17 protein-coding genes are annotated in these 20,750 nt (G+C 70.7%); 7 read left to right on the forward strand and 10 right to left on the reverse strand.

The window, feature by feature from the left end; genetic code table 11:
• Positions 1 to 36 precede the first annotated feature (36 nt).
• The 3 genes from ISOVA_RS04310 (at position 37) to ISOVA_RS04320 (ending at position 3,317) form a co-directional block, all read left to right on the forward strand.
• Entirely contained in the window at positions 37 to 1,284 is a 1,248-nt protein-coding gene (locus tag ISOVA_RS04310; protein WP_013838033.1) for a helix-turn-helix domain-containing protein, read from the forward strand.
• Between the two features lie 111 nt (positions 1,285 to 1,395).
• Entirely contained in the window at positions 1,396 to 2,919 is a 1,524-nt protein-coding gene (gene adh, locus ISOVA_RS04315) for an aldehyde dehydrogenase (protein ID WP_013838034.1), read from the forward strand.
• A complete protein-coding gene (locus tag ISOVA_RS04320; RefSeq protein ID WP_013838035.1) occupies positions 2,919 to 3,317 on the forward strand; it encodes a DUF779 domain-containing protein in 399 nt (132 codons plus the stop codon). Before adh ends, ISOVA_RS04320 begins: the two co-directional genes overlap by 1 nt.
• A gap of 24 nt (positions 3,318 to 3,341) precedes the next feature.
• Here the strand turns inward: ISOVA_RS04320 and ISOVA_RS04325 are convergent, their stop codons facing one another.
• Positions 3,342 to 3,620 carry a DoxX family protein gene (locus tag ISOVA_RS04325; protein ID WP_013838036.1) on the reverse strand — a complete coding sequence of 93 codons (279 nt, stop codon included), beginning with the start codon at positions 3,618 to 3,620 and terminating at the stop codon, positions 3,342 to 3,344.
• A 105-nt stretch (positions 3,621 to 3,725) separates the two neighbouring features.
• Here ISOVA_RS04325 and ISOVA_RS04330 point away from each other — a divergent pair, with 105 nt between their 5' ends.
• Positions 3,726 to 4,775: a hypothetical protein gene (locus ISOVA_RS04330; protein ID WP_143762050.1), complete on the forward strand. Its 1,050-nt coding sequence runs from the start codon at positions 3,726 to 3,728 to the stop codon at positions 4,773 to 4,775.
• A gap of 12 nt (positions 4,776 to 4,787) precedes the next feature.
• On the opposite strand, the gene ISOVA_RS04335 is transcribed toward ISOVA_RS04330, so the two are convergent.
• From ISOVA_RS04335 to ISOVA_RS04375, 9 genes are all read right to left on the reverse strand, one after another.
• On the reverse strand, positions 4,788 to 5,267 hold the full coding sequence (locus ISOVA_RS04335) for an HNH endonuclease (protein WP_013838038.1): 480 nt from the start codon (positions 5,265 to 5,267) through the stop codon (positions 4,788 to 4,790).
• A 301-nt stretch (positions 5,268 to 5,568) separates the two neighbouring features.
• Complete coding sequence (locus ISOVA_RS04340) at positions 5,569 to 8,586, reverse strand: DEAD/DEAH box helicase (RefSeq protein ID WP_013838039.1); 3,018 nt, start codon at positions 8,584 to 8,586, stop codon at positions 5,569 to 5,571.
• Positions 8,583 to 10,127, reverse strand: coding sequence for an EH signature domain-containing protein (locus tag ISOVA_RS04345; RefSeq protein ID WP_013838040.1), 1,545 nt, complete (start codon positions 10,125 to 10,127; stop codon positions 8,583 to 8,585). The genes ISOVA_RS04340 and ISOVA_RS04345 overlap by 4 nt, the downstream gene beginning before the upstream one ends.
• On the reverse strand, positions 10,124 to 10,957 hold the full coding sequence (locus ISOVA_RS04350) for an OmpA/MotB family protein (RefSeq protein ID WP_013838041.1): 834 nt from the start codon (positions 10,955 to 10,957) through the stop codon (positions 10,124 to 10,126). Before ISOVA_RS04350 ends, ISOVA_RS04345 begins: the two co-directional genes overlap by 4 nt.
• Entirely contained in the window at positions 10,954 to 12,567 is a 1,614-nt protein-coding gene (zorA, locus tag ISOVA_RS04355; protein WP_186004570.1) for an anti-phage ZorAB system protein ZorA, read from the reverse strand. The genes ISOVA_RS04350 and zorA overlap by 4 nt, the downstream gene beginning before the upstream one ends.
• Before the next feature lie 182 nt (positions 12,568 to 12,749).
• A complete protein-coding gene (locus tag ISOVA_RS04360; RefSeq protein WP_013838043.1) occupies positions 12,750 to 13,610 on the reverse strand; it encodes a hypothetical protein in 861 nt (286 codons plus the stop codon).
• 43 nt (positions 13,611 to 13,653) lie between these two features.
• Complete coding sequence (locus ISOVA_RS15355) at positions 13,654 to 14,328, reverse strand: hypothetical protein (RefSeq protein ID WP_013838044.1); 675 nt, start codon at positions 14,326 to 14,328, stop codon at positions 13,654 to 13,656.
• 24 nt (positions 14,329 to 14,352) lie between these two features.
• Complete coding sequence (locus ISOVA_RS04370) at positions 14,353 to 14,634, reverse strand: DUF3892 domain-containing protein (protein WP_013838045.1); 282 nt, start codon at positions 14,632 to 14,634, stop codon at positions 14,353 to 14,355.
• A gap of 20 nt (positions 14,635 to 14,654) precedes the next feature.
• Positions 14,655 to 15,113 carry a hypothetical protein gene (locus ISOVA_RS04375; RefSeq protein ID WP_013838046.1) on the reverse strand — a complete coding sequence of 153 codons (459 nt, stop codon included), beginning with the start codon at positions 15,111 to 15,113 and terminating at the stop codon, positions 14,655 to 14,657.
• 166 nt (positions 15,114 to 15,279) lie between these two features.
• Here ISOVA_RS04375 and ISOVA_RS04380 point away from each other — a divergent pair, with 166 nt between their 5' ends.
• From ISOVA_RS04380 to ISOVA_RS04390, 3 genes are all read left to right on the forward strand, one after another.
• Positions 15,280 to 17,334: a hypothetical protein gene (locus ISOVA_RS04380; RefSeq protein WP_013838047.1), complete on the forward strand. Its 2,055-nt coding sequence runs from the start codon at positions 15,280 to 15,282 to the stop codon at positions 17,332 to 17,334.
• Between the two features lie 65 nt (positions 17,335 to 17,399).
• Complete coding sequence (locus ISOVA_RS04385) at positions 17,400 to 19,049, forward strand: class I SAM-dependent DNA methyltransferase (protein ID WP_143762051.1); 1,650 nt, start codon at positions 17,400 to 17,402, stop codon at positions 19,047 to 19,049.
• Positions 19,042 to 20,253 carry a restriction endonuclease subunit S gene (locus ISOVA_RS04390; RefSeq protein ID WP_013838049.1) on the forward strand — a complete coding sequence of 404 codons (1,212 nt, stop codon included), beginning with the start codon at positions 19,042 to 19,044 and terminating at the stop codon, positions 20,251 to 20,253. The genes ISOVA_RS04385 and ISOVA_RS04390 overlap by 8 nt, the downstream gene beginning before the upstream one ends.
• Positions 20,254 to 20,750: the final 497 nt, after the last annotated feature.

A 20,750-nucleotide genomic window follows, 5' to 3' on the forward strand; every position in this document is an offset into this window, starting at 1 on the left:
CACTGCCGGAACCGGGACGACGACGTCGGAGGCGACATGGGGCACCCTCGGACGACCAGCACGGTCCGCGACGCACGCCGGCTGCGCGCGGCCCACGAGACCTTCCTGTCGACGGGCACCCTGCCGCCCGGGATCGACCCGGTCGTCGCCGAGTCCTGGCACCGCTCGCTGACGAGCGGGGTCGACCCCGACGAGCCGCGCACCGTCGTCGGGCTCGACGGCGAGGACCTCGAGACCTACCGCGCCTCCCACCCGCTCGCCGCCGCGATGCCGGTCGTGCGCGAGCTGCTCGTCGAGGCGGCGACCGACGAGGGCCTCGTCGTCGCCGTGTCCGACGACGTCGGTCGCCTCCTGTGGGTCGAGGGCAACCTGCGCGTCCGCTCGGCCGTGGACCGCGTCGGCTTCGTCGAGGGCGCCCTGTGGTCCGAGGACCGGGTCGGCACCAACGCGCCCGGGACCGCGCTCGCCACGCGCCGCGCGGTGCGCGTCGTCGGCGCGGAGCACTTCTCGCGGCCCGTGCAGGAGCTCAGCTGCGCGGCCGCGCCGGTCCGCGACCTGCGCACCGGCGGCGTGCTCGGCGTGCTCGACGTCACCGGCGGCCAGGCGGCCGGCTCCCAGATGGTCCTGTCGCTCGTGCGCGCGGTCGCCGGCAGCGCCGAGCGCGAGCTCGCCCGTACGGGCGCGCCGTGGTCCGCGGCGGACGCCCGCGGGCCCGCGGTCGACCTCGAGGTGCTCGGCTCGCCGCGCTGGCTGCCCGACGGCGGACGCGCGCTCTCGCTGCGCCACGCCGAGATCCTGCTCCTGCTCGCCGAGCACCCCGAGGGCCTGTCGGCCGACGCGCTCGCGGTGCTGCTGCACCCCGGCGACCTGTCCGACGTCACGGTGCGGGCCGAGGTCTCGCGCCTGCGTCGCGTCGTCGGGCCCGTGCTCGCCGGGTCCCGGCCGTACCGGCTCGCCCGCCCGCTGCGCACCGACGCCGGCGCGGTGCGCGCCGCGCTGGCCGCCGGCGACGTCGCCGGGGCGCTCGCGGCCTACCGCGCCCCGCTGCTGCCACGCTCGGTGGCGCCCGGCGTCGAGCGGCTGCGCGCCGAATTGTCGGCCGAGGTGCGGTGCGCCGTGCTCGCGAGCCACGACGTCGACGTGCTCGACGCCTGGACGCGGCACCCCGACGCCGCGGACGACCTCGAGGCCTGGACCGCGCTCCTGCGGCGCGCCGAGCCCGGCAGCCCGCGCGCGGCCCGGGCGCGCGCCCACGTCACGGTGCTCGACACCGCCCTGCGCTGAGCCCGCGCCGTCCGCCGGACGCTGCAACGGTCGTGCAACCCTCCGACTCCTACCGTCGCACCCATCCGGCGCACGGAAGCGCCGCGACAGTGCGATGCGAGGAGGCAGAGCATGACCGTCTACGCAGCCCCGGGCCGGCCGGGGGCGATCGCCGAGTACAAGGCCCGCTACGACCACTGGATCGGCGGGGAGTACGTACCGCCGTCGAGCGGCGAGTACTTCGAGAACTTGAGCCCCGTGACCGGGCAGCCGTTCACCGAGGTGGCGCGCGGCAACGCCGAGGACATCGAGCGCGCGCTCGACGCCGCGCACGGTGCCGCGCCCGCGTGGGGCCGCACGAGCGTGGCCGAGCGCGCGAACATCCTGAACAAGATCGCCGACCGCATGGAGGCCAACCTCGAGAGGCTGGCGGTCGCCGAGACGTGGGAGAACGGCAAGCCCGTGCGCGAGACGCTCGCCGCGGACATCCCGCTCGCGATCGACCACTTCCGCTACTTCGCCGGGGCGATCCGCGCGCAGGAGGGGTCGATCTCCGAGATCGACGAGGACACCGTCGCGTACCACTTCCACGAGCCGCTCGGCGTCGTCGGGCAGATCATCCCGTGGAACTTCCCGATCCTCATGGCCACGTGGAAGCTGGCGCCGGCGCTCGCGGCGGGCAACGCCGTCGTGCTCAAGCCGGCCGAGCAGACGCCCGCGTCGATCCTCTTCCTCATGGACATCATCGGCGACCTGCTGCCGCCCGGGGTGGTCAACGTCGTCAACGGCTTCGGCGTCGAGGCGGGCAAGCCGCTCGCGTCCAGCCCGCGCATCCGCAAGATCGCGTTCACGGGCGAGACGACGACGGGCCGCCTGATCATGCAGTACGCGTCCCAGAACATCATCCCGGTCACGCTCGAGCTGGGCGGCAAGAGCCCGAACATCTTCTTCTCGGACGTCGCGGCGGCGAAGGACGACTTCTACGACAAGGCGCTCGAGGGCTTCACGATGTTCGCCCTCAACCAGGGCGAGGTGTGCACGTGCCCGTCGCGCGCGCTCATCCAGTCCGACATCTACGACCAGTTCCTCGGCGACGCCGTCGAGCGGACCAAGGCCGTCAAGCAGGGCAACCCGCTCGACACCGAGACGATGATCGGCGCGCAGGCCAGCAACGACCAGCTCGAGAAGATCCTGTCGTACATCGACATCGGCAAGACCGAGGGCGCCCGGGTCCTCACGGGCGGGCACCGCGCGGAGATGCCCGGCGAGCTCGCGGGCGGCTACTACGTCGCGCCGACGATCTTCGAGGGCAAGAACTCGATGCGGATCTTCCAGGAGGAGATCTTCGGTCCGGTCGTGTCCGTGACGTCGTTCGACGAGTTCGACGACGCGATGAAGATCGCCAACGACACGCTCTACGGCCTCGGCGCGGGCGTGTGGACGCGCGACGGCGCCCAGGCGTACCGCGCCGGCCGCACCATCGAGGCCGGCCGCGTGTGGACGAACTGCTACCACCAGTACCCGGCGGCCGCCGCGTTCGGCGGGTACAAGATGTCCGGCGTCGGGCGCGAGAACCACAAGATGATGCTCGACCACTACCAGCAGACCAAGAACCTGCTGGTGAGCTACTCCGGGCAGAAGCTCGGCTTCTTCTGATGGAGACGGCGGCGCGCGTCGCCGTGACCGACGCCGCGGCCGGGCTCCTCGCCCGGCTGCGGCGCCGTCACGGCGAGCTGATGTTCCACCAGTCCGGCGGGTGCTGCGACGGCTCGAGCCCGATGTGCTACCCGCAGGGTGACTTCCTCACGTCCGAGGCGGACGTCCACCTCGGCGACCTCGTGATCCCGGACGAGGACGTGTCCGAGGACGGGGCCGCCTTCCGCGTGCCCGTGTGGATGAGCCGCCAGCAGTTCGAGTACTGGAAGCACACCCACCTCACGATCGACGTCGTGCCCGGGCGGGGTGCCGGGTTCAGCGTCGAGGCGCCCGAGGGCGTCCGGTTCCTCATCCGCTCGCGGCTGCTGACCGACGAGGAGTGGGAGTCGCTGAGCTGACGCGTCCGGCGGTTCGCCGGCTGATCACCAGCCGGCGAACCGCCCGACGGCGACGAACGCGGCGAGCAGGAGCAGCACGACGTTGATGCCGAGCTGCGACGTCTCGCGGCGGCGGACGTGGACGGCGATCGCGAGGACCTGGAGGACGGTGAGACCGGTCGCCGCGACGGGCGTGAGGATCGGCAGGGTTCCGGTCGCCTGGGGCAGGCGGCGCAGGGCCCGCCCGCGCAGGAGCTTCGTCACCCCCACGGCCAGGTAGACGACCGCCAGGAGGCCGGCGGCGATCCACAGCGCGATGTTCATCCGGCTCCTCCTCGGGGCCCGCGTCGTCGTCGTGCCTGCCTTCGGACACTAACGTCCGCGGCCGCCCCTGTCGGGATGCCGCGCGGACCCGATATGTTCTGGGCCGTGACCAACGAAGCCGAGGCCTTCCCGTCCGTGTCGTCGCTGCCCGCGTGGCTGGTGCCGTCGGTCTACCTGCACTGGTCGACCGACTGGCTGCGCGAGTCCGTCGCGATCGCGACCCGCTCGCGCGAGCACTCGCTCCCGGGCGGCGCCGAGGGGCCGCAGCGCGGCGACGTCGTCGTGACCGTGCTCGGCGACGCCGGCGTGGTCGCCGCGGTCGAGCTCATGGGGTCGAGCGACGGCGACAGCTGGGTCACCGACGAGCTGTTCGGCCCCGAGCGGCCCATCGTCTGGGCCGACCTGTTCGACGGCGCCGAGGCGTACGCCGGCTCCTCGGGGTGGCTGCCTTCGGAGCACGCGCGGCTCGTGCTCGACGGGATCGCCGAGCAGTTCCGCGACGGCCCGGTGCACACCCTCGACCCGGGCGACTGCGGCGCGGGGCCGCTCGCCTCGGACGTGCACGTCCTGCGCATCCTCGGCCACCGCATCGTCACGGGCTGGGCCATGCGCCGCGAGGAGCGCTGCGCCACGTGCGAGAGCTTCGTCGACGTCCGCGACCTGCAGGCGCACGACGACGGCGCGGTCCGCCTCGGCACGACGACGGCGGGCGGCCGGACGCTCGACCAGATCGTGCGCGACGTGCACCTGATGTGCGCGCCGTGCCACGAGCTCATGCACGCCCACACCGTCGCGGCGCAGCGGGCCCGGCTGCGGCCCGCGTGCCCCGGGTGCGGCACGCGCGGCACGACCCAGCGCATCATCTGGGGCATGACGTTCCAGGAGGACGTCATGGGGTCCGAGCCCGACGTCGTGTACGGCGGGTTCGAGGTGCCCGTGCCGACGCCCGACTGGTACTGCACCGCGTGCCACGCCAACTTCACGAGCACGGTCATCGTCTCGCGCGCGCTGCAGACGACCGGTTCGACGGCGTCGGGCGGCACGGCCGCCGGCCCCGCCGAGCCGTCGAAGGGTGCGGCCGCCCTGCTGACCGGCGAGACGCCCGCCACCGACGACGACGGTGGCGAGCGTCTCTGGCAGCCCGAGGGTTACTGAGCCGGTCCGGGGCTAGGCCGCGACGGCCACGCGTGATCGGCGGCCGTGTCTGACCAGGCCGTGCTCGGCCGGCGGCACGTAGGGCGTGACGAGCAGCGGCATCCCGGCCTCGGCCGGCGTGCGGTCCGCCTTGCGGTGGTTGCACGGCTCGCACGCGGCGACCAGGTTGAGCCAGCTCGAGTCGCCGCCGCGCGACCGCGGGACGACGTGGTCGACCGTCTGCGCCGGGCCGCCGCAGTAGGCGCACATCCGGTCGCGGCGCTTGACGCCGTCCTTGGTGCAGGCGGGCTGCCCCGCGGAGCGGTAGCGCCAGCGCATCGCGACGTAGCGGACCAGACGGAGCACGCGGGGGAGCGGGTACGGCCCGAAGCTGTGGCCCTCGACGGCCTCCTCGACCACGGCGACCTCGCGCACGAGCATCGTGATCGCGTGCTTGACGGACACGCGGTGCAACGGCTCGTAGCCGGCGTTGAGGACCAGCACGTCGGCCACGGTCCTGCTCCTTCCTGGCATGCGGTGCGCGCTGGTCGGTCGTCGCGCGCGGGGCGGCTCCTTGTCGAGGCTGTCGTCGTCCAGGCAGGCAGGTGAACCTGTCCGCCGAGGCGAAGGTATGTCCGTGAGCGGCGGAAGTCCAGGGTTTTGTGCAACGTGGAGCGGGATCGAGACCGGTCCTTGACCGGGCTCGCGGTCACGACCGGGGCGGCTCGTCCGGTCTGTTCCGGATGCCCCGGATCTCGGGTCGACCGCCGCGTGCGTTCCGAGCGATGCCGCGGGGGCGCGCCGCAGGGAGCCGTCAGGCCAGACCCATCGCCCGGGCGACCTCGTCCTCGGTGACGGCCTCCGGTACGACGACGGCGTCCTTGAGCGCGATCTTGCTCCGCAAGAGCCGGTCGAGGTTCACGTCGAAGGAGCCGGTGTCCGGGTGGATCGCCATCGGGTGGTAGACGTGCACCGGTCGGGTCTGGCCGATGCGGTAGACGCGGTCGGTGGCCTGCGCCTCCTTTGCGGGATTCCAGTGGCGTTCGAGGTGGATCGCGTGGTTGGCACCGACGACCGTCAGGCCGACGCCCACCGCGAGCGGCGACATGATGATGACGCCGAACCCTGGTCGCTGCTCGAACCGCCGGATGCGACGAACGCGGGAGTCCTCGGAGCCGGTCGCCGGGGTGTCACCGTTCACGATGTCGACGGGAACGTCGTACAGGTCGCGGAGCCAGAGCGCCAGCGCCCGCTGCATACGCTTCGTGCTGGCGAACACGATCGCCTTCTCGCCTGCGGCGCGGACGCCGTCGAGGATCTCGCGGACGGTGACCTTCGTGCGCGCGGACAGGTCCACGGCTCCCACACCGTCGGCGAGCACCTCGTCCTGCACGAGGCCCGGGTGGAGGCTGACCTGAGCGAGCCGCTGGAGCGCGCCCAGCATGGCGCCATTCGTCCCCGCCTTGGCTCGGTAGCGTGCGATCTCGTCGTCGTACGCCTGCACCTGCGCTGGGGGCATCATCCGGGCGTGCTCGCCCGTGTGGAGGATCTTCGGCGGCAGGTCGTCGAGGTGGTCCTCCTTGACGCGGCGCAGCATGAACGGGCCGACGGCGGCGCGCAGCGCGCGTCCGAGCTCAGCGTGCCGTTCGCCGGTCGCCTCGCGCATCGGCGCGTCCCATCGCTCGCGGAACTGCGCCCACGACCCGAGCAGCCCGGGCTGCGCGGCGTCGAGCAACGACCAGAAGTCGCGCAGCGAGTTCTCCACGGGTGTCCCGGTCGCCAGGAGCTTGAACCGTGCCCGCAGCGCCTTCGCCGCCCGCGTCCGCAGGATGTCCGGGTTCTTCAGTGCCTGCGCCTCGTCGAACACCACCGTGCCCCAGTCGACCTGCGCCAGCGAGACCTGGTAGCGGCCGATCGTGTCGTACGTCGTGAGCACGAGGGTCCCGGGGCGGTCGAGGCGTGCGTCCCCGAACCGCTCACCGACCCGGAGACGCATCAGGTCCGGGAGCACGTCCCGCCGCACCATCCCGTCGTGGTCGAGGTGGTCCTCGTTGACCGCCGTCTCCCGGCCCCGGCCGGTGCGGTAGTGGGCGAGGCCCTCACCTTGCAGGACGACGACGTCGTCGAAGGGTCCGGTGAACGACCCGAAGGTGGCTTCGAGCTCGTCGAGCCAGTTCTCGAGGAGCGCCACCGGCATCACGGCGAGCGTGGGACGGGCCGAGCCGGTCCGTGCGCGTTCGGCGCGCTGCGCCTCCGCCAGGGCGGCGAGCGTCATGAACGTCTTGCCGAGGCCCATGTCGTCGGCGAGGAGAGCACCGCGGACACGCGCAGGATCGTCGTCGGCCCCGTCGAGCGACGCCTGCATGAGCCGGGCCATCCACTCGATGCCCTCGACCTGGTGCGGGTACGGCGTGCGGCAGAGGGATGCGTAGTCGACAGGACGCTGGAGCGCCGCGTTGTCGGCCGCCTGCCTCAGGCGCTCGGACAGGTCCTCGGCATCGTCGAGCATCCAGCCGACACGCACCTGCGGGCCGGACGGCTCCTCCGCGCTCACCAGGTCGGTGACGTCGTCCTCGGCGTCCTCCAACCCCAGCCTCGTGACTCGTTCGCGCGAGACCGCGAGCGCCTCCTCGACGCGGCTGCGGTTGGAGATGTCGACGATGTCCTCGCCGAGCGGGATCACGTCCTCGCCGCGCTCCCACGCCTCCGCGACCGTGTGCTCGATCTCCTCGTGCTCCGAGACCGTCCGCGGCCGCTCGGCCAGCACCTCGGGAGCAGTGAGGCCGTGCTCCTTCGAGATCCACTCCGGCCCGGCGTCGGCCGCCTGGGCGAACGTCACCGGGGCGAGCCGACCGAGGCCTGCGACGAGCCAGCTGAACCTCAGCTCGACGTCGACGAGGTCGGGGTCGAAGAACGCGCCGGGTGCACCGAGGAACTCGCGCACCTGCTCCTTCGGGATGCGGGGCCGACGCCGGACCTCGCGTACGCCCGCGAGGCGCTCGCGGTCGAGAAGGACCAGCTCCTTGCCGACGCGCAGGACACCCCCGTCGGCATCCTCGTCCACCGGCAGCTGATGCCAGCGCTGACGAAGATCCGCGGGCGCCACGCCGACGTCGGGCATGATCGCGAGCGACCCGTCGTCCTGCGGCTCGACCACCACACCGACGCGCTCAGGAACTCGCGTCGTGAACTGCTCGAAGTGGCGAAGGTCGAGGTCGAAGTGCGGATCGTTGGTCGAGGGGTCCTGCGACGCCGCCATCCGCTGGGCCGCCTGGAGCTCGGCGACGACACGCATGTTGCGCGCCTCGGTGCGAGCGGCGGGGGAGAGGCGCTGGTGCGCCTCGACCGCGCGGAGCGCCCGCAAGGCCGGCGGACTGAGGCGGTAGGTCTCGGCATGCTGCGCGAGACCGAGGGTCACGACCGCTCCGGTTCGTCGGAAGGGTTCCGGGTAGCGTCCCGTGCGCAGCGAGAGATCCACGGCGAAGTCCGGCCGGGTCGTCGTCGAACGGAACGCCGCCTCGAGGTGGCCGGTGAAACGACCTGGGAGGCGGAGCAGCTGCGCCTCGTCGTCCGAGAGCCGAGCGAGCTCCTCCGCGGTGACCTCGAAACCGTCCTCGGCCGGCCGGGCCCGACCTTCGTCCGCCAGGGTCTCGAGCACCAGGAACTGCTCCTGGATGCTCCTGGTCCCGGTTCCCGCGAGCAGCTCGGCGAAGGTCTCGGGCGTCGTCGTGAACGTGGTGGTCTCGCCGTGCGCGACGTCGAAGAGCCGCGGAGGCTCGCCGGCGACGTCCGGGCGCATCGGCGTCTTGCGGAGCAGGTCTCGGAGCTTCACCGTCGCCTCCACGCCGCCCGGCTCGGGGACCGCCGCCGAGGCGCGAGCCCGGACCGTCGCCGCAGCAGGTCTTCCATGTCGTGCGTGTCCACCAGGGCCGCCTCGTCGATCGCGATCCCGCCCTCTCGCAGGAAGTCGAGCGCCTTGCGCAGCCACGCGCCGCCCTGGTCGTGCGTCCACGCGTCGTGAGCCCGCTCGCCGAGCGGATGGCGACGCTTGTGCGCGTCAGGGATCACGTGGATGAGCTCGTCGCGCGTGTACGCACGGCGCCGGGGGTCGGTGAGCTTAGGGCCGGGGCGGCCCAGGTAGAGGTGCAGCTTGAACTTGTGGGAGCCCTCGACGAGGTGGAAGTCGCCGCAGTCCACGAACACGATGGCCGTGTCGGTGTTCATGTCGTCGAAGCGCGGGGCGTCGACGAGGTTGATGTTCGTGACACGTCGCATCGTGCGGCGGACGTCGTTGCCGAGGATCAGGCGGGTGGCCTGGACACGTCCGGTCTCGTAGAGACCCATGAGGAAGCGCTCGCGCCGCGGGAACATCCGCTGCAGGCTCTCGTTCTGGGTCTCGTCCCCGTACACGCGCACGGCTCGGAGGAACGCGCGCAGGTCGGCACCGGACATCCACCGGACGGCACGGGCGCGCAAGGGCTCGTCGACGTGGGCCCACCAGTCACGCCAGGTGCTGCTCTGCTCGTGGCGCGGGTCTCCACCGATCGCGAGCACGGCGTCGACCCACTCGGTGCTCGGGACGGCGGTGTCGCTCTTGTCGCACAGTGCGCTCAGCACCGCGATGCCGAACCGCCGGTCGTCCTCGTCGCGACGGAGCGCGGTCGCTCGCGCCGTGGCGTCGGCGAGGAACGAGTGCCCTTCGGCGCTGTGGTCGGCGCCAGCGATGAGCTCCAGGTAGAACGTGTTGCGCAGCACCTGGGCGTACCTGCCGGAGTTGTCCCCGCACAGCGCCCGGGCGTCACGGTCCTTCTCCGGCGTGGCGCCCGAGGTGATCAGGTGACGCGCGAACGCGCGTGGGCCGTCGCGCTCGACCACGTACCGGCGGAGGTCGCGGAGGACCTCGACCAGATCGCGGTGCGCTCGCGGGTGGGTCCGGTGCGCGGCGACGTCCACGGTCGAGGCCACGGCCTCGAACAGGCCGGCGTGCCAGTCGTCGAGCCGGTCGTAGTGCTCGAGGAACAGCGAGGCGAGCGTGATCGCCGTCGGGTGGCCGACCGGCCGTCCCTCGGGGCGCTCCACCACCGCCCTCACGAGCTCGGGCGTCATGGACCGCTGGGCCAAGCGCGGTTCCTCGGCCCACAGTGCGACGACCACGCGCGCGAAGACGCGATCGCCCATCCGCGTCAAGAGCTCGTCCGTCCGGCGCTCCTCGAGAAGTCGGCGCACCGGGCCGTGGAGCGCCTCCGCCCGGCGGCCGCTTCCCGCGTTCCGCGCGATGTGCTTCGCCTCGGCGGCGACGCGCTGCCACTTCTCCGGCATGTCTTCCGGCCACGACGCGAGAGCGACGCGCGGCGACGGCAGGGTGAGGCTCATGAGCCGGCTCCGGCCGCGCCCGCGGTCGCCCCTTCCGACACGTCGGCCACGATCGTCGCGAGCTCGTCGGCGGTCGGGCCCTTGACGGTGAACCGGAGGTCGATGCGACGGTTGGCCGCGCGCTGCTCCTCGGTCAGCTGAGCCGGCTCGACCGGCCGCGACTCGGCGTATCCGGAGACGGAGAAGATCGGCGTCCCGTCGTCGCGTCGCAGTGCGTCGAGCTGCTTCTCCTGGGGAAGCGCGGCGTCCCAGAGTCGCCACAGGGAGATCGCGCGGAACGTGGACAGTCCCCAGTTGCCGGTCCCTTCCAGGCCGCCGAAGGCAGCGTTGTCCGTGTGCCCCTCGACGAACACCGTGTCGAGGATCGCGTAGCGCTCGTCCTTGCGGAGCGCGTCGGCCAGGACCGTGCCGATCGTGAGCGCGACCGGTTGGTGCGCCGGTCGGATGTCGTAAGAGCCGGAGTCGAAGCCGAGCGCCGACGTCGGGATGTGCAGCACCGAGCTGTCCTCGCTCACCTCGACCCGGATGCCGCGATCGCGGAGCTGTTCCGCGATCTCGTTGACGAGCTGGGCGCGCGTCTCCTCCCGGTCGCTGAGAGTCGCGACCTGCGACTCCAGGCTCTCGCGCTGCGCGGCGAACGCAGCCTCCGCCTCGGCGGCCTGCTCCTGCTGGGCCACCAGCTCCTGTTCCTTGTTCGTCAGCGAGACGACGAGAAGCACGACTGCGAGGAGGAAGACGAGCAGGAGCGCCGACATCAGGTCGGAGAACGAGATCCAGTACGAGTCGTCGTTCGTGCTCCCGGGCCGTCCTCGACGAACCGGACGCCTCATGCCGCCGCCTTCTGGTCGGCGCGACGGCTGAGGGCATCGTCGATCTCCTCGACCGCGGCCGAGAGCGCACGCGCGGCGTCGAGCATCGAGGACGTGTACGCGTGCGTCTGCTCGTTCCACGCGTTCATCCGGGCGTTCGTCTGCTCCTGGACGGCCTTCGAGTACTCGACGAACCAGGACGCGAGTGCCGAGCGGAAGCCGTCGACCTCGTTGCTCAGCTTCTCGAGGGTCTCGGTCTGGTGGGACCGCAGCCCGTCGAGGAAGGACGACTGCTGCTCCTTCATCCCGGCGAGCACCTTCTCCTGGTGCTCGCGCAGACCGCCGAGCCCGTCGTGGAGGACACCCGACGCGTCCTTGAGCATGTCGCTGGCCGACACCGTCGTCTCTGCGAGAGTGTCGAGCCGCTCGGTGAGCGCGGCGATCGAGTTCGCCGCACCGTTGTGCTTGGCGCTGATCTCCTCGAACGCCTCGACGCTGTCGGCCAGGACGTCACGGAAGGCCGTGCTCGTGGCTTCGAACGACTCGGCCGTCACCCGCAGGTTCTCGGCCGACGGGGCGAGGTGCTCCGACACGGCGTCGAGCCGCGCGGTCGCCTCCTCGAGCGCCTCGACCACCCGGGGCAGGCGCTCGTCGAGCAGCTCCACCTGCCGCGCCGTGGCAGCGCGCAGCTCTTCCATGCGCTCGTTGTGCTCGTCCGCCTGCTGCGCGAGCTTGTCGCCGAGGTACTCGATCGTCTGGCTCAACGTCGCCGACGACGCGTCGAGGCGTTCGGCGAGAGTCCTGCCGAGCTCCTCGAAGCCCGACGAGAAGCGGTCGACGAGGTGCTCGAACACCTGCTCCGACTGCTGTGCCGCCTGCTCGGCCATGCGCTGCATCGCGGGGGCGACGGCCTCCTGGAGGCTCCGGCCGATCTGCTCGCCCAGGCCGGCCAGGTACTCCTCGCTGGCGCTCGACGAGTTCATGATGCTGACGAGCGACGCCTCGGAGGTCTGCTTCTCGAAGATCTCGTCCAGCTCGACCTGGAGGCGGTGGATCACCTTCTCCACCGACCGGTCGTGCATCTTGGCGACGATCTGCGTGATGAGGCTCGCCAGCACGCCCGCCACCGAGGTGATGAACGCGAGGGAGGCGCCGCTGATGAGCTCGCGGACACCCGCGGTGAGCTCGTCGGTGGTGCCGTCGAAGTCGATGCCCTGCAGACCGAGGGTCAGGCCGAGGAACGTCCCGAGCACGCCCGTCACGGTGAGCAACGACGGCATGATGGCGAGGACCCGGTTGTGGAGGAGCTCGGGCGCGAGGGTCTCGGTGCGGAAGTAGTAGTCCGCGTCGAGCGTGTTGAGGAGCCGGCCGTGGCGGTCTGCGACGAGCGTCTCGTCGTACTCGGACCAGAGGTGAGAGACCTCGCCGCCGCGCTCCTGTGCGGCGGCGAGGAGGTGCGTGCGGTGCTGGGCGGTCACCGGTCGCGGCACGTTGGCGAGGACGGCTCGCACGCCGTCGACGCGCGCGCGGGCCAAGCGTGCGAACCGTACGGTCCAGACCCACGTCAGGACCGCAGCGCTGCCGATGACGATGCAGAACACGATTGCAAGGGTGAGAGTGGTGTTGCTCACGAGAGTCTCCATCGATCAGCGTCCAGCGGGAGCGAACGCCGGGTAGTTGCCCGGGCATGCTGCCACGCCGAACCGGTGCGAAACGCCGTCGAAGCGGGTGAATTTTCGCATTCAACCGTCACGATCGGATCACGACGAAGGGTGCACCGGGCGGGGGGCGCCCGGTGCACCCGGTCAGGGGGTCAGCCGACGGCGAAGAACACCGGGTCGGCGAACCAGCCGGCCGTGAGCGTCCAGAGCCCCGGCGCACCGGCGGGGACGACGAGGCAGACGTTGCCCGCGGCGGTCCCGCCCTCGTACAGCTCGCCGACGTTCGACAGGTCGTCCGGGATCACACCGCACGAGATGTCGTCGTACGTGACCGAGTCCTCGCCGACGAACCGCACGGTCAGGTCGACCCAGGCGGTGGCCGACTCGGACCCGGTGTAGGTGGCCTCGAGGGGCACGATCCAGTACTCCATGCCGTCCGCCGGAGGCTCGTTGAACTCGTTCTCGGCCCGGATCTGCTCCCAGGCCTCGTACGGCTGACCGAGCGTGACCGTCCACTCGTCGTTGCTCACCGTCTCGCCCACGGTGTAGGGGTTGGCGCGCGTGCCCTCGGCCGCGTCCTGCTCGGGCGCGGCCTCCTCGGACGGCTCGGCGGGCTCCTCGGGAGCCGCCGACGCGGCGTCTCCCTCGACCGCGGCGTCGTCCTCCTCGGCGACCGTCGGTGTGGAGTCGAGCGAGTCGGAGACCTCGTCCATGACGCTTCCGTAGAACGCCTGCGACGCGAGGACGGCGGCGCCGGCGAGGACGGCGATGATGATGCCGGCGATCGCCAGCCCCTTGCGGGGAGCGCCACGCCGCGCCTTGATCACGCCGCCGACGGCCAGTCCCAGACCCACGAGGGCGAGGACGAACGCCGCGTTGTTGATGATCGGCACGAGGCTCAGCGCGAGGGCGACGAGAGCGGTGACGAAGCCGGCGACGGCGAGGCCGTTGCCGCGGGGGGAGGTGGGCGCCTGCTGGGCGTCCACCATCGGAGGGGTGAGGTTGTCGGTCATGATCTCTCCTAGGTGATGCTCGGGGTTCGTGGCGCAGCGGGTGTCACTGCTTGTTCCAGCTGCCGCACCGCGAGGTCTGGAAGTCCTGCCCCTCGCGCAGGGTCACGGTGGGATACCCGCCGGTGACGATGTCGTTGTCGACGATGTCGCTCTTGTTGCTGCCGGACCGGTAGATGCCCCAGTAGCAGTCGCCGTTGACGGGCTCCGTCGTCCGGTAGGTACCGGGCTCGATGTCCACGCCCACGGTCCAGGTGCCCTCCTGGATCTGGGTCTCGGCGATGCGGTTCTCGACGGCGGTCACCGCCTCCTCCCGTTCGGTGACGGCCTTCTCGCGCTCGGCGAGGGTTGCCTCGAGCTCGTCGAGCTCTGCCGCACGTTCGGCGGCTGCCGCCTCGGCGTCCTCGGCTCGTGCCTCGGCGTCGGCGATACGGCCTTCGGCTGACGTGGCCCGGTCGAGGGCGTCCTGCTCGGCCGCCCGGGCGTCGTCGAGCGCGGCTCGCAGGTCGGCCAGCTCGGTCTCGAGCGCCGCGGCGTGGTCCTCCCAGCGCGCGTTCGCCACTCCCGCGACGATGCCGTAGACGGCCGCGACGGCGAGCAGTGCGGCGAGCGCCGTGGTGACCTTGTGGCCGCGGATCCGGCGGGTGAACGACTCGCGGAGCTGCACGAGCCGGGGCGTCTCCGGCGACTGCGGCGGCGCGGTCGCTGTCGGGACGGACATAGGTTCTCTCCTTCGTCGGAGCTGTCAGAACTGCCGCAGCCGCAGCAGGTTGTCGGTCTCCACCCCGTTCGCGACGGTTGCGATGTAGCGGGTCCCGCGGCTGCTGACACGAGCAGCGACGTCGGCCTGCTGATGCGTGCGCTCGTCGAACGTGCGGTAGCGCACTCCGCGCTTGATCGCGCGGTGGACCTCCTCACGGGTTTCCGTGTAGAGAGTTCCGGTCGTGAGCCGAGATACCTGCACGGCCTCGATGTGCTCGTTGCTCGTCCCGGGGTGGGCGAGCCGGATGGCGCGGATGAAGGGCATCGGTCGGGTCCTTTCGTGAGTCAGTCCTCGACGATCAGGAGGTCGAGTCCGGTGTCGGGGTGGTAGCTCCAGGTCGCGGTGAAGGAGTCCCACGTGTCGCTCTGCCGGCCGTCGAGAGCGCGGGTCTTGTCCATGAGCTCGACGACGCGTGCGGGCGTGTCGAGACTCGTCAGGACGCACGCGACCGTGAGGTACTCGACGCCGATGACGTCGTCGTCGCCCTTCATGTCCACGACGAGAGTCCGGTCGTCGTCGGCGAGGGAGAGTCCGGTCAGCCCGTCCTCGTGGCACTCGTCGTGCGCCTGGGCGAGCGCCGTGTCTCGGCCGCCAGCGAGAGACAGCAGCGTGGCGACGGCAGCGACGGCGGCGACCATCACGCCGGCGGCGAGCCAGCGGCGACGGCTGCCGGCCTTCCGGCTCGACGAAGCTGCGGTCGGCGCACCGCTCGGCATGTCGGTGTGTTCCAGCTCGTCGGTCATCGGGGCTCCTCGGCAGTGGCGGTGTCGGTGCGACACCAAGGAGCGTGCTGGTAAACCGCCCGTTCGCACACGTCGCGTCCCGATAAGCCCCCTTATCGTTGTACGCGGCGCGGACGGTCGGTGGTTGCCGCTACGGTGCGATCACCGACCAGTCGAGAGGAGCGAGATGACCAACCTCGCCGTGCGCGCCGGCACCCCGTCCGTGCTGGACCGCCTGCGCCTCTCGCTGCCCGACATCGCTGAGCTGGCCCACGTCCAGCGACCGGTGGTCTCCGTGTGGCGACGCCGCCACGCGAGCGGCGCGCGTCCCTTCCCCGAGGCGGTGAGCGACCGCAACGGATCGCCACGCTTTCGGGCGTCCGACGTCGTCGGATGGATCTCGGAGACGGGCCTGGGCAACAACCCGAACTTCGCTGCCGACGTCGCTCTGCGGGCCGCGTTCGACGACGAGGGCCTCGTGGCGACCGACGGCCTGCTCGCGCTGCTGTGTCTCAAGGCCTACACGTCGATGCCGCTGAGTGGGATGTCGGCCGGCGAGGTCCTGGACCTCGCGGACGAGCTCGACCCCGAGGACGCGTTCCTCTACCGCGAGGTAGCCGGGTTGGGGCCGAACCTCGGTGCGGTCTGCGAGCTCGCCGACCTCGCCGCGTCGGCGGCCTACACGCCCGGCGGAGCCGCCGAGGCGGCGCTCGCGGACCGGTTCCGCGTCGGCCGCCGGGACCTCACCTCGTCCGCGCTGGCGCCGGCAGCGCTCGAGCTCGTCGCTCGGGTCGCCGAGATGCTCGTCGGGTCGGGCACGCTCGCAGACCCGTACCCGGGGTGCGGCGACCTGGTGACCGCCGTGCTGCGGAACCCGCGTCTGATCGACCTCCCGACGGTGCAGGTGCCGGGCGGCGACGCGCATCGCCTCGTCCGACGGCGACTGGCCGCGCACGGCTGGGACGCCGAACGGCTGGACCTGGACGCGGAGCTCCTGCACGACGCCGTGGTCGTCACCCAGTTGCCGCCGACCGGGTCGCCGGAGCTGGACGACGAGGAGGTGATCGCGCGCGTCGACGACATCGTCCTGCGCCTCCGTCCGGGGCAACGCGCCGTCGTGATCGGCCCGGCCAGCGCACTCGTCGACGCGGCCGCGACTCCGGCCGTCGAGTCCGCTCGTTCCGCGCTGCTGCGCACCGACCGGCTGCGCACCGCGGTGCTGCTTCCTCCGGGCCTGGTCACCGAACGACCGCGCCAACGGCTGGCGTTGTGGGTGCTGGGCGACGCGCACCCTGACGTCCACATCCGGGATCGCTGGACCATGGTTGCCGACCTGTCGGACCAGGGCGTCTCCGGCGACCAGTTCGACCGGGCCGTGGTGGAGGACCTGCTGACCGACATCACGGCGTCGCTCGGCACCGCCGAGGCGGTTCGTTCGCACGCCTTCCGGTTCGCGCGCTTCGCCAGCATTCCTGACGTGCTGGCGCGGGGCGGGTCGCTCGTCGCAGCAGGACGCTCGGTCGTGCGTGGTGCGCGCGACGACGGCGGCGCGGCGGCGGTCAGCCTCACCGAGCTGGTCGCGTCCGTCGAGAGCGCTGCGCGTCCCCGCCTCGAGGTGCGGGTCGAGCGCGGCGAGGCCCGGCCCGTCCGCCGGGTCCCGCTGGGCACGTTCGACCGTCGGTGGATCAAGCGCGTGTCAGGCAACCGGATCGACGTGCGGGACGTGGTCCCCGCTCCCGAGCGCGACGCCGCGCTCACGCGAGTGGTCGGCGTGCCGGAGCTCGTCGGGGAGTCGGCCTGGGGGAGCCGGGGCGTCGAGACGCTCACCTTCACGGGGAAGTACCCGGCGGCTCGGCTCACCGAGCCGGGGGACGTCGTGTTCACCACGACCCCGTACCCGGCCGCCGTCGTCGACAACGACGGGTTCTCCGCCGTCGCGTTCCCGGCGCAGATCCTCCGCATCTCAAAGCCCGAGCGCGCGAGGGAGTACGTCCTGCTCCCCGAGGTGCTCGCGCGCGACATCTGCGCCCAGCCGCCCGGTGCCAAGTGGTGGCGTGCGTGGGAGGTGCGCCTCGTGCCGGCGTCAGACGCGGACTCCGTGGCGCGGACACTGACGTCGGTCGCGGACCGCCTCGCCGCGGCGAAGCAGGAGATCGGCAGGCTCGAGCAGATCGCGTCGACGCTCGTCGACGGCGTGACCTCGGGTGTCGTACGCATGCGCAAGGATGAGGCCACAGCGTGAGAAAGGAACACCGAGTGCCACCGAGGAAGAAGGCAGCCGCGCCGACCGTCGCCACGGCGACGACGATGAAGGAGCTGAAGGACACGCTCTGGAAGGCCGCGGACAAGCTGCGCGGCTCGATGGACGCCAGCCAGTACAAGGACGTGATCCTGGGGCTCGTGTTCCTCAAGTACGTCTCGGACGCGTTCGAGGAGCGCCGTGCGGCCATCCTCGAGGAGTGCCTCGCCGACGGCCTCAGCGAGGACGACGCGGCACCGCTGCTGGAGGACGTCGACGAGTACCGCCGCGCGGGAGCCTTCTGGGTTCCCGAGCGCGCACGGTGGGGCTACCTGGCGCAGCACGCCAAGGGCCGCTCCGCGACGCCAGACGAGCCGGAGGCGTCGATCGGGCAGCTCGTCGACGACGCCATGCTGCTGCTGATGGGCTCGAACCCGACGCTCAAGGGCACGCTGCCGACGATCTTCAACCGCGACAGCGTCGACCAGCGCCGCCTCGGAGAGCTCGTGGATCTGTTCTCGTCCGCCCGATTCACCGGGGTGATGGCGGACGGTACGAAGGTCTCCAAGGCACGCGACGTGCTCGGTGAGGTCTACGAGTACTTCCTCGGCAAGTTCGCCGCAGCGGAGGGTAAGCGTGGCGGCGAGTTCTACACGCCTCCGGGCGTGGTCCGCGTGCTGGTCGAGGTGCTCGAGCCGTACCGCGGTCGTGTGTACGACCCGTGCTGTGGGTCGGGTGGCATGTTCGTCCAGGCCGAGAAGTTCCTCGAGCGCCACGGCGCCGACCCGCAGGCGATCAGTGTGTTCGGGCAGGAGCTCAACGAGCGCACGTGGCGCATGGCGAAGATGAACCTCGCCGTGCACGGGCTGACCGGGAATCTCGGGCCGCGGTGGGGCGACACGTTCGCTCGTGATCTGCACCCCGAGCTGCAGGCCGACTACGTCCTCGCGAACCCGCCGTTCAACATCAAGGACTGGGCGCGCAACACCGACGACGCGCGGTGGAAGTTCGGCGTCCCGCCGGCGGGCAACGCCAACTACGCGTGGATCCAGCACATCTTGTCCAAGCTCGCGCCCGGCGGGTCCGCCGGTGTCGTCATGGCGAACGGGTCGATGTCGTCCAACTCCGGGGGAGAGGGCGAGATCCGGGCCCAGCTCGTCGAGGCTGACCTCGTGAGCTGCATGGTCGCACTGCCGACGCAGCTCTTCCGCTCGACCGGCATCCCCGTGTGCGTGTGGTTCTTCGCCAAGGACAAGGGCGCGCGGGCTGGAGAGGTGCTGTTCATCGACGCCCGGAACCTGGGCCACATGGTCGACCGGGCCGAGCGCGCGCTGTCCGACGACGACATCGCCAAGATCGCGGACACGTACCACGCCTGGAAGCGCGGACCCTCACCAGAGTCCGAGCCTGTCGAAACCCTTCCGGTGGTTGAGCCCGTCGAAACTGAGCCTGTCGAAACCGAGCCGGTGGTTGAGCCTGTCGAAACCACTTACAGCGACATCCCCGGCTTCTGCTACTCCGCCACGCTGGCTGAGATCAAGGACGCCGGCTACGCGCTCACGCCGGGCCGGTACGTCGGCGCCGCTGAGGTGGAGGACGACGGCGAGCCCATCGAGCAGAAGATCGAGCGTTTGACTGCGGAACTATTCGCGCAGTTCGACGAGTCCGCGCGCCTAGAGCAGGTGGTGCGCGAGCAGCTGGGGCGGGTCCATGGCTGAGCCGGTCACGATCGGGGAACTCGCTCGGCGTGGTGTCCTGACCTTTGGGGACGGATACCGAACCAAGCGGTCGGAGCACGGACAGCCCGGCTACCGGATCATCCGCGTGGCCGACGTGAGGGATTCTTCGGTGTACCTCGATGGCGACGACTTCGTGAGCGCTTCATTCGCGGTGCAAATGGGATCCAAGATCGCTCACGCCGGTGACGTGCTGCTAACCACTAAGGGGACTGTTGGTCGCGTGGCAGTTATGCCTCCTCACGACGAGCCCGCAGTTTACTCCCCGCAGCTATGTTACTTCCGTATTCACGAGCGCCATGTCTTAGACCCGGCATACCTGCGCTATTGGTTCGACTCGGCCGAGTTTGTTGGCCAGGCTTCCTACCTTCAGGGCAATAGCGACATGGCGCCCTACATCAGTCTCACCGATCTAAAGGGATCGCGGATCACGCTTCCGCCTATTGAGGTGCAGCGAGCTATAGCTGAGGTGCTCGGTGCGCTCGACGACAAGATCGCGGCTAACACCAGGCTCGCCAACGCCGCTGATGCCCTCGCGACTGTGAAGTTCACGGCCGCAAATCGCGGCGACAAGAAGGTGGTATTAAGCGCCATGGCGCGCTTCGTCAACGGCCGGAACTTTACCAAGGCAGCGACCGGCCAGGGTCGCGCTGTGATCCGGATTGCGGAGCTGAACTCGGGAATTTCTGGCTCGACCGTGTGGAATGACGTCGAAGCGCAAGAGGACAACGTGGCACGTGCCGGAGACTTGCTCTTTGCATGGTCGGGGTCGTTGACGCTGCGCCGGTGGTATCTCGACGAGGGTGTCGTAAACCAGCACATCTTCAAGGTGATCCCGAACGAGGGTTACCCACTGTGGCTCGTTCATCAGGTCCTGCAAGAGAAGCTCCAGGAGTTCCGTGACATCGCCGCCGATAAGGCGACGACAATGGGTCATATCCAGCGGAAGCACTTGGACGTGCCAGTCCGGGTTCCCGCGCAGGAGGAGATTGCGGCAATGGACCCGGGCATGACAGCGCTTTGGCAACGAGCGTTGAGCGCCGAGCGCGAGCGCGAAGCCCTTGCTGCCTTGCGCGATGCCCTTCTTCCCGCACTGATGTCCGGAAGGCTGCGTGTCCGCGACGCTGAGCAAATGGTTGAGGATGCGGCGCCGGGTCAGTCGAGTGTCGGCGCGATAGTGAGGTGAGGATGTCTCGTATCCGTCTTGTCTCTGGAGGCGTCCCGCCGGAGTCTCTTCCGCGCACGAGAGCCGAGCGGCGGAAGAGTAAAGTCCCACCAAGGGAATTGAGGTGTGTCTGTGGTCGTACGTTCCCTTCCGGCGGTGACGTTCCACGGCCGCACAAGGTTCGAAAGGGCGGTCCCTGGTGTTCCGGAAAGGCGTCGCCTCAGAGGCGCCGCGAGGAACCAGCGCTGGCCGTCGACCTTGCACCTGTAAGGCTCTCCACCGTGCCCCGTGGGCGCGTGCGTTGCACGAGTTGTGAACGACTGTTCCCGCGTGATCCGGCTACGGGTGGACTTCCGGCGCACCTGAATCGTGTGGGATCCCGTCCGTGCATCGGATCACCTACAGGACCGGCAAAGCAGTCGCGTTCGGGTGAGGCGACAACTCCACCGGCGTCGGAAGGGACGAAGCGCCGCTCGCAGAAGTCGCGAGGCCCCAGTAGTAATGGCACATCGACAGCA

This window comes from Isoptericola variabilis 225, assembly GCF_000215105.1.
GTDB classification, from domain to species: Bacteria; Actinomycetota; Actinomycetes; order Actinomycetales; family Cellulomonadaceae; genus Isoptericola; species Isoptericola variabilis_A.

Excerpts from the sequence above, each read along its gene's own strand:
- adh (WP_013838034.1), top strand. The coding sequence starts at position 1,396 with ATGACCGTCTACGCAGCCCCGGGCCGGCCGGGGGCGATCGCCGAGTAC.
- ISOVA_RS04370 (WP_013838045.1), bottom strand. The coding sequence starts at position 14,634 with ATGCCCTTCATCCGCGCCATCCGGCTCGCCCACCCCGGGACGAGCAAC.
- ISOVA_RS04375 (WP_013838046.1), bottom strand. The coding sequence starts at position 15,113 with ATGACCGACGAGCTGGAACACACCGACATGCCGAGCGGTGCGCCGACC.
- ISOVA_RS04390 (WP_013838049.1), top strand. The coding sequence starts at position 19,042 with ATGGCTGAGCCGGTCACGATCGGGGAACTCGCTCGGCGTGGTGTCCTG.
- ISOVA_RS04345 (WP_013838040.1), bottom strand. The coding sequence starts at position 10,127 with ATGAGCCTCACCCTGCCGTCGCCGCGCGTCGCTCTCGCGTCGTGGCCG.
- ISOVA_RS04325 (WP_013838036.1), bottom strand. The coding sequence starts at position 3,620 with ATGAACATCGCGCTGTGGATCGCCGCCGGCCTCCTGGCGGTCGTCTAC.
- ISOVA_RS15355 (WP_013838044.1), bottom strand. The coding sequence starts at position 14,328 with ATGTCCGTCCCGACAGCGACCGCGCCGCCGCAGTCGCCGGAGACGCCC.
- ISOVA_RS04320 (WP_013838035.1), top strand. The coding sequence starts at position 2,919 with ATGGAGACGGCGGCGCGCGTCGCCGTGACCGACGCCGCGGCCGGGCTC.
- ISOVA_RS04350 (WP_013838041.1), bottom strand. The coding sequence starts at position 10,957 with ATGAGGCGTCCGGTTCGTCGAGGACGGCCCGGGAGCACGAACGACGAC.
- ISOVA_RS04385 (WP_143762051.1), top strand. The coding sequence starts at position 17,400 with ATGAAGGAGCTGAAGGACACGCTCTGGAAGGCCGCGGACAAGCTGCGC.
- ISOVA_RS04310 (WP_013838033.1), top strand. The coding sequence starts at position 37 with ATGGGGCACCCTCGGACGACCAGCACGGTCCGCGACGCACGCCGGCTG.
- ISOVA_RS04360 (WP_013838043.1), bottom strand. The coding sequence starts at position 13,610 with ATGACCGACAACCTCACCCCTCCGATGGTGGACGCCCAGCAGGCGCCC.
- ISOVA_RS04380 (WP_013838047.1), top strand. The coding sequence starts at position 15,280 with ATGACCAACCTCGCCGTGCGCGCCGGCACCCCGTCCGTGCTGGACCGC.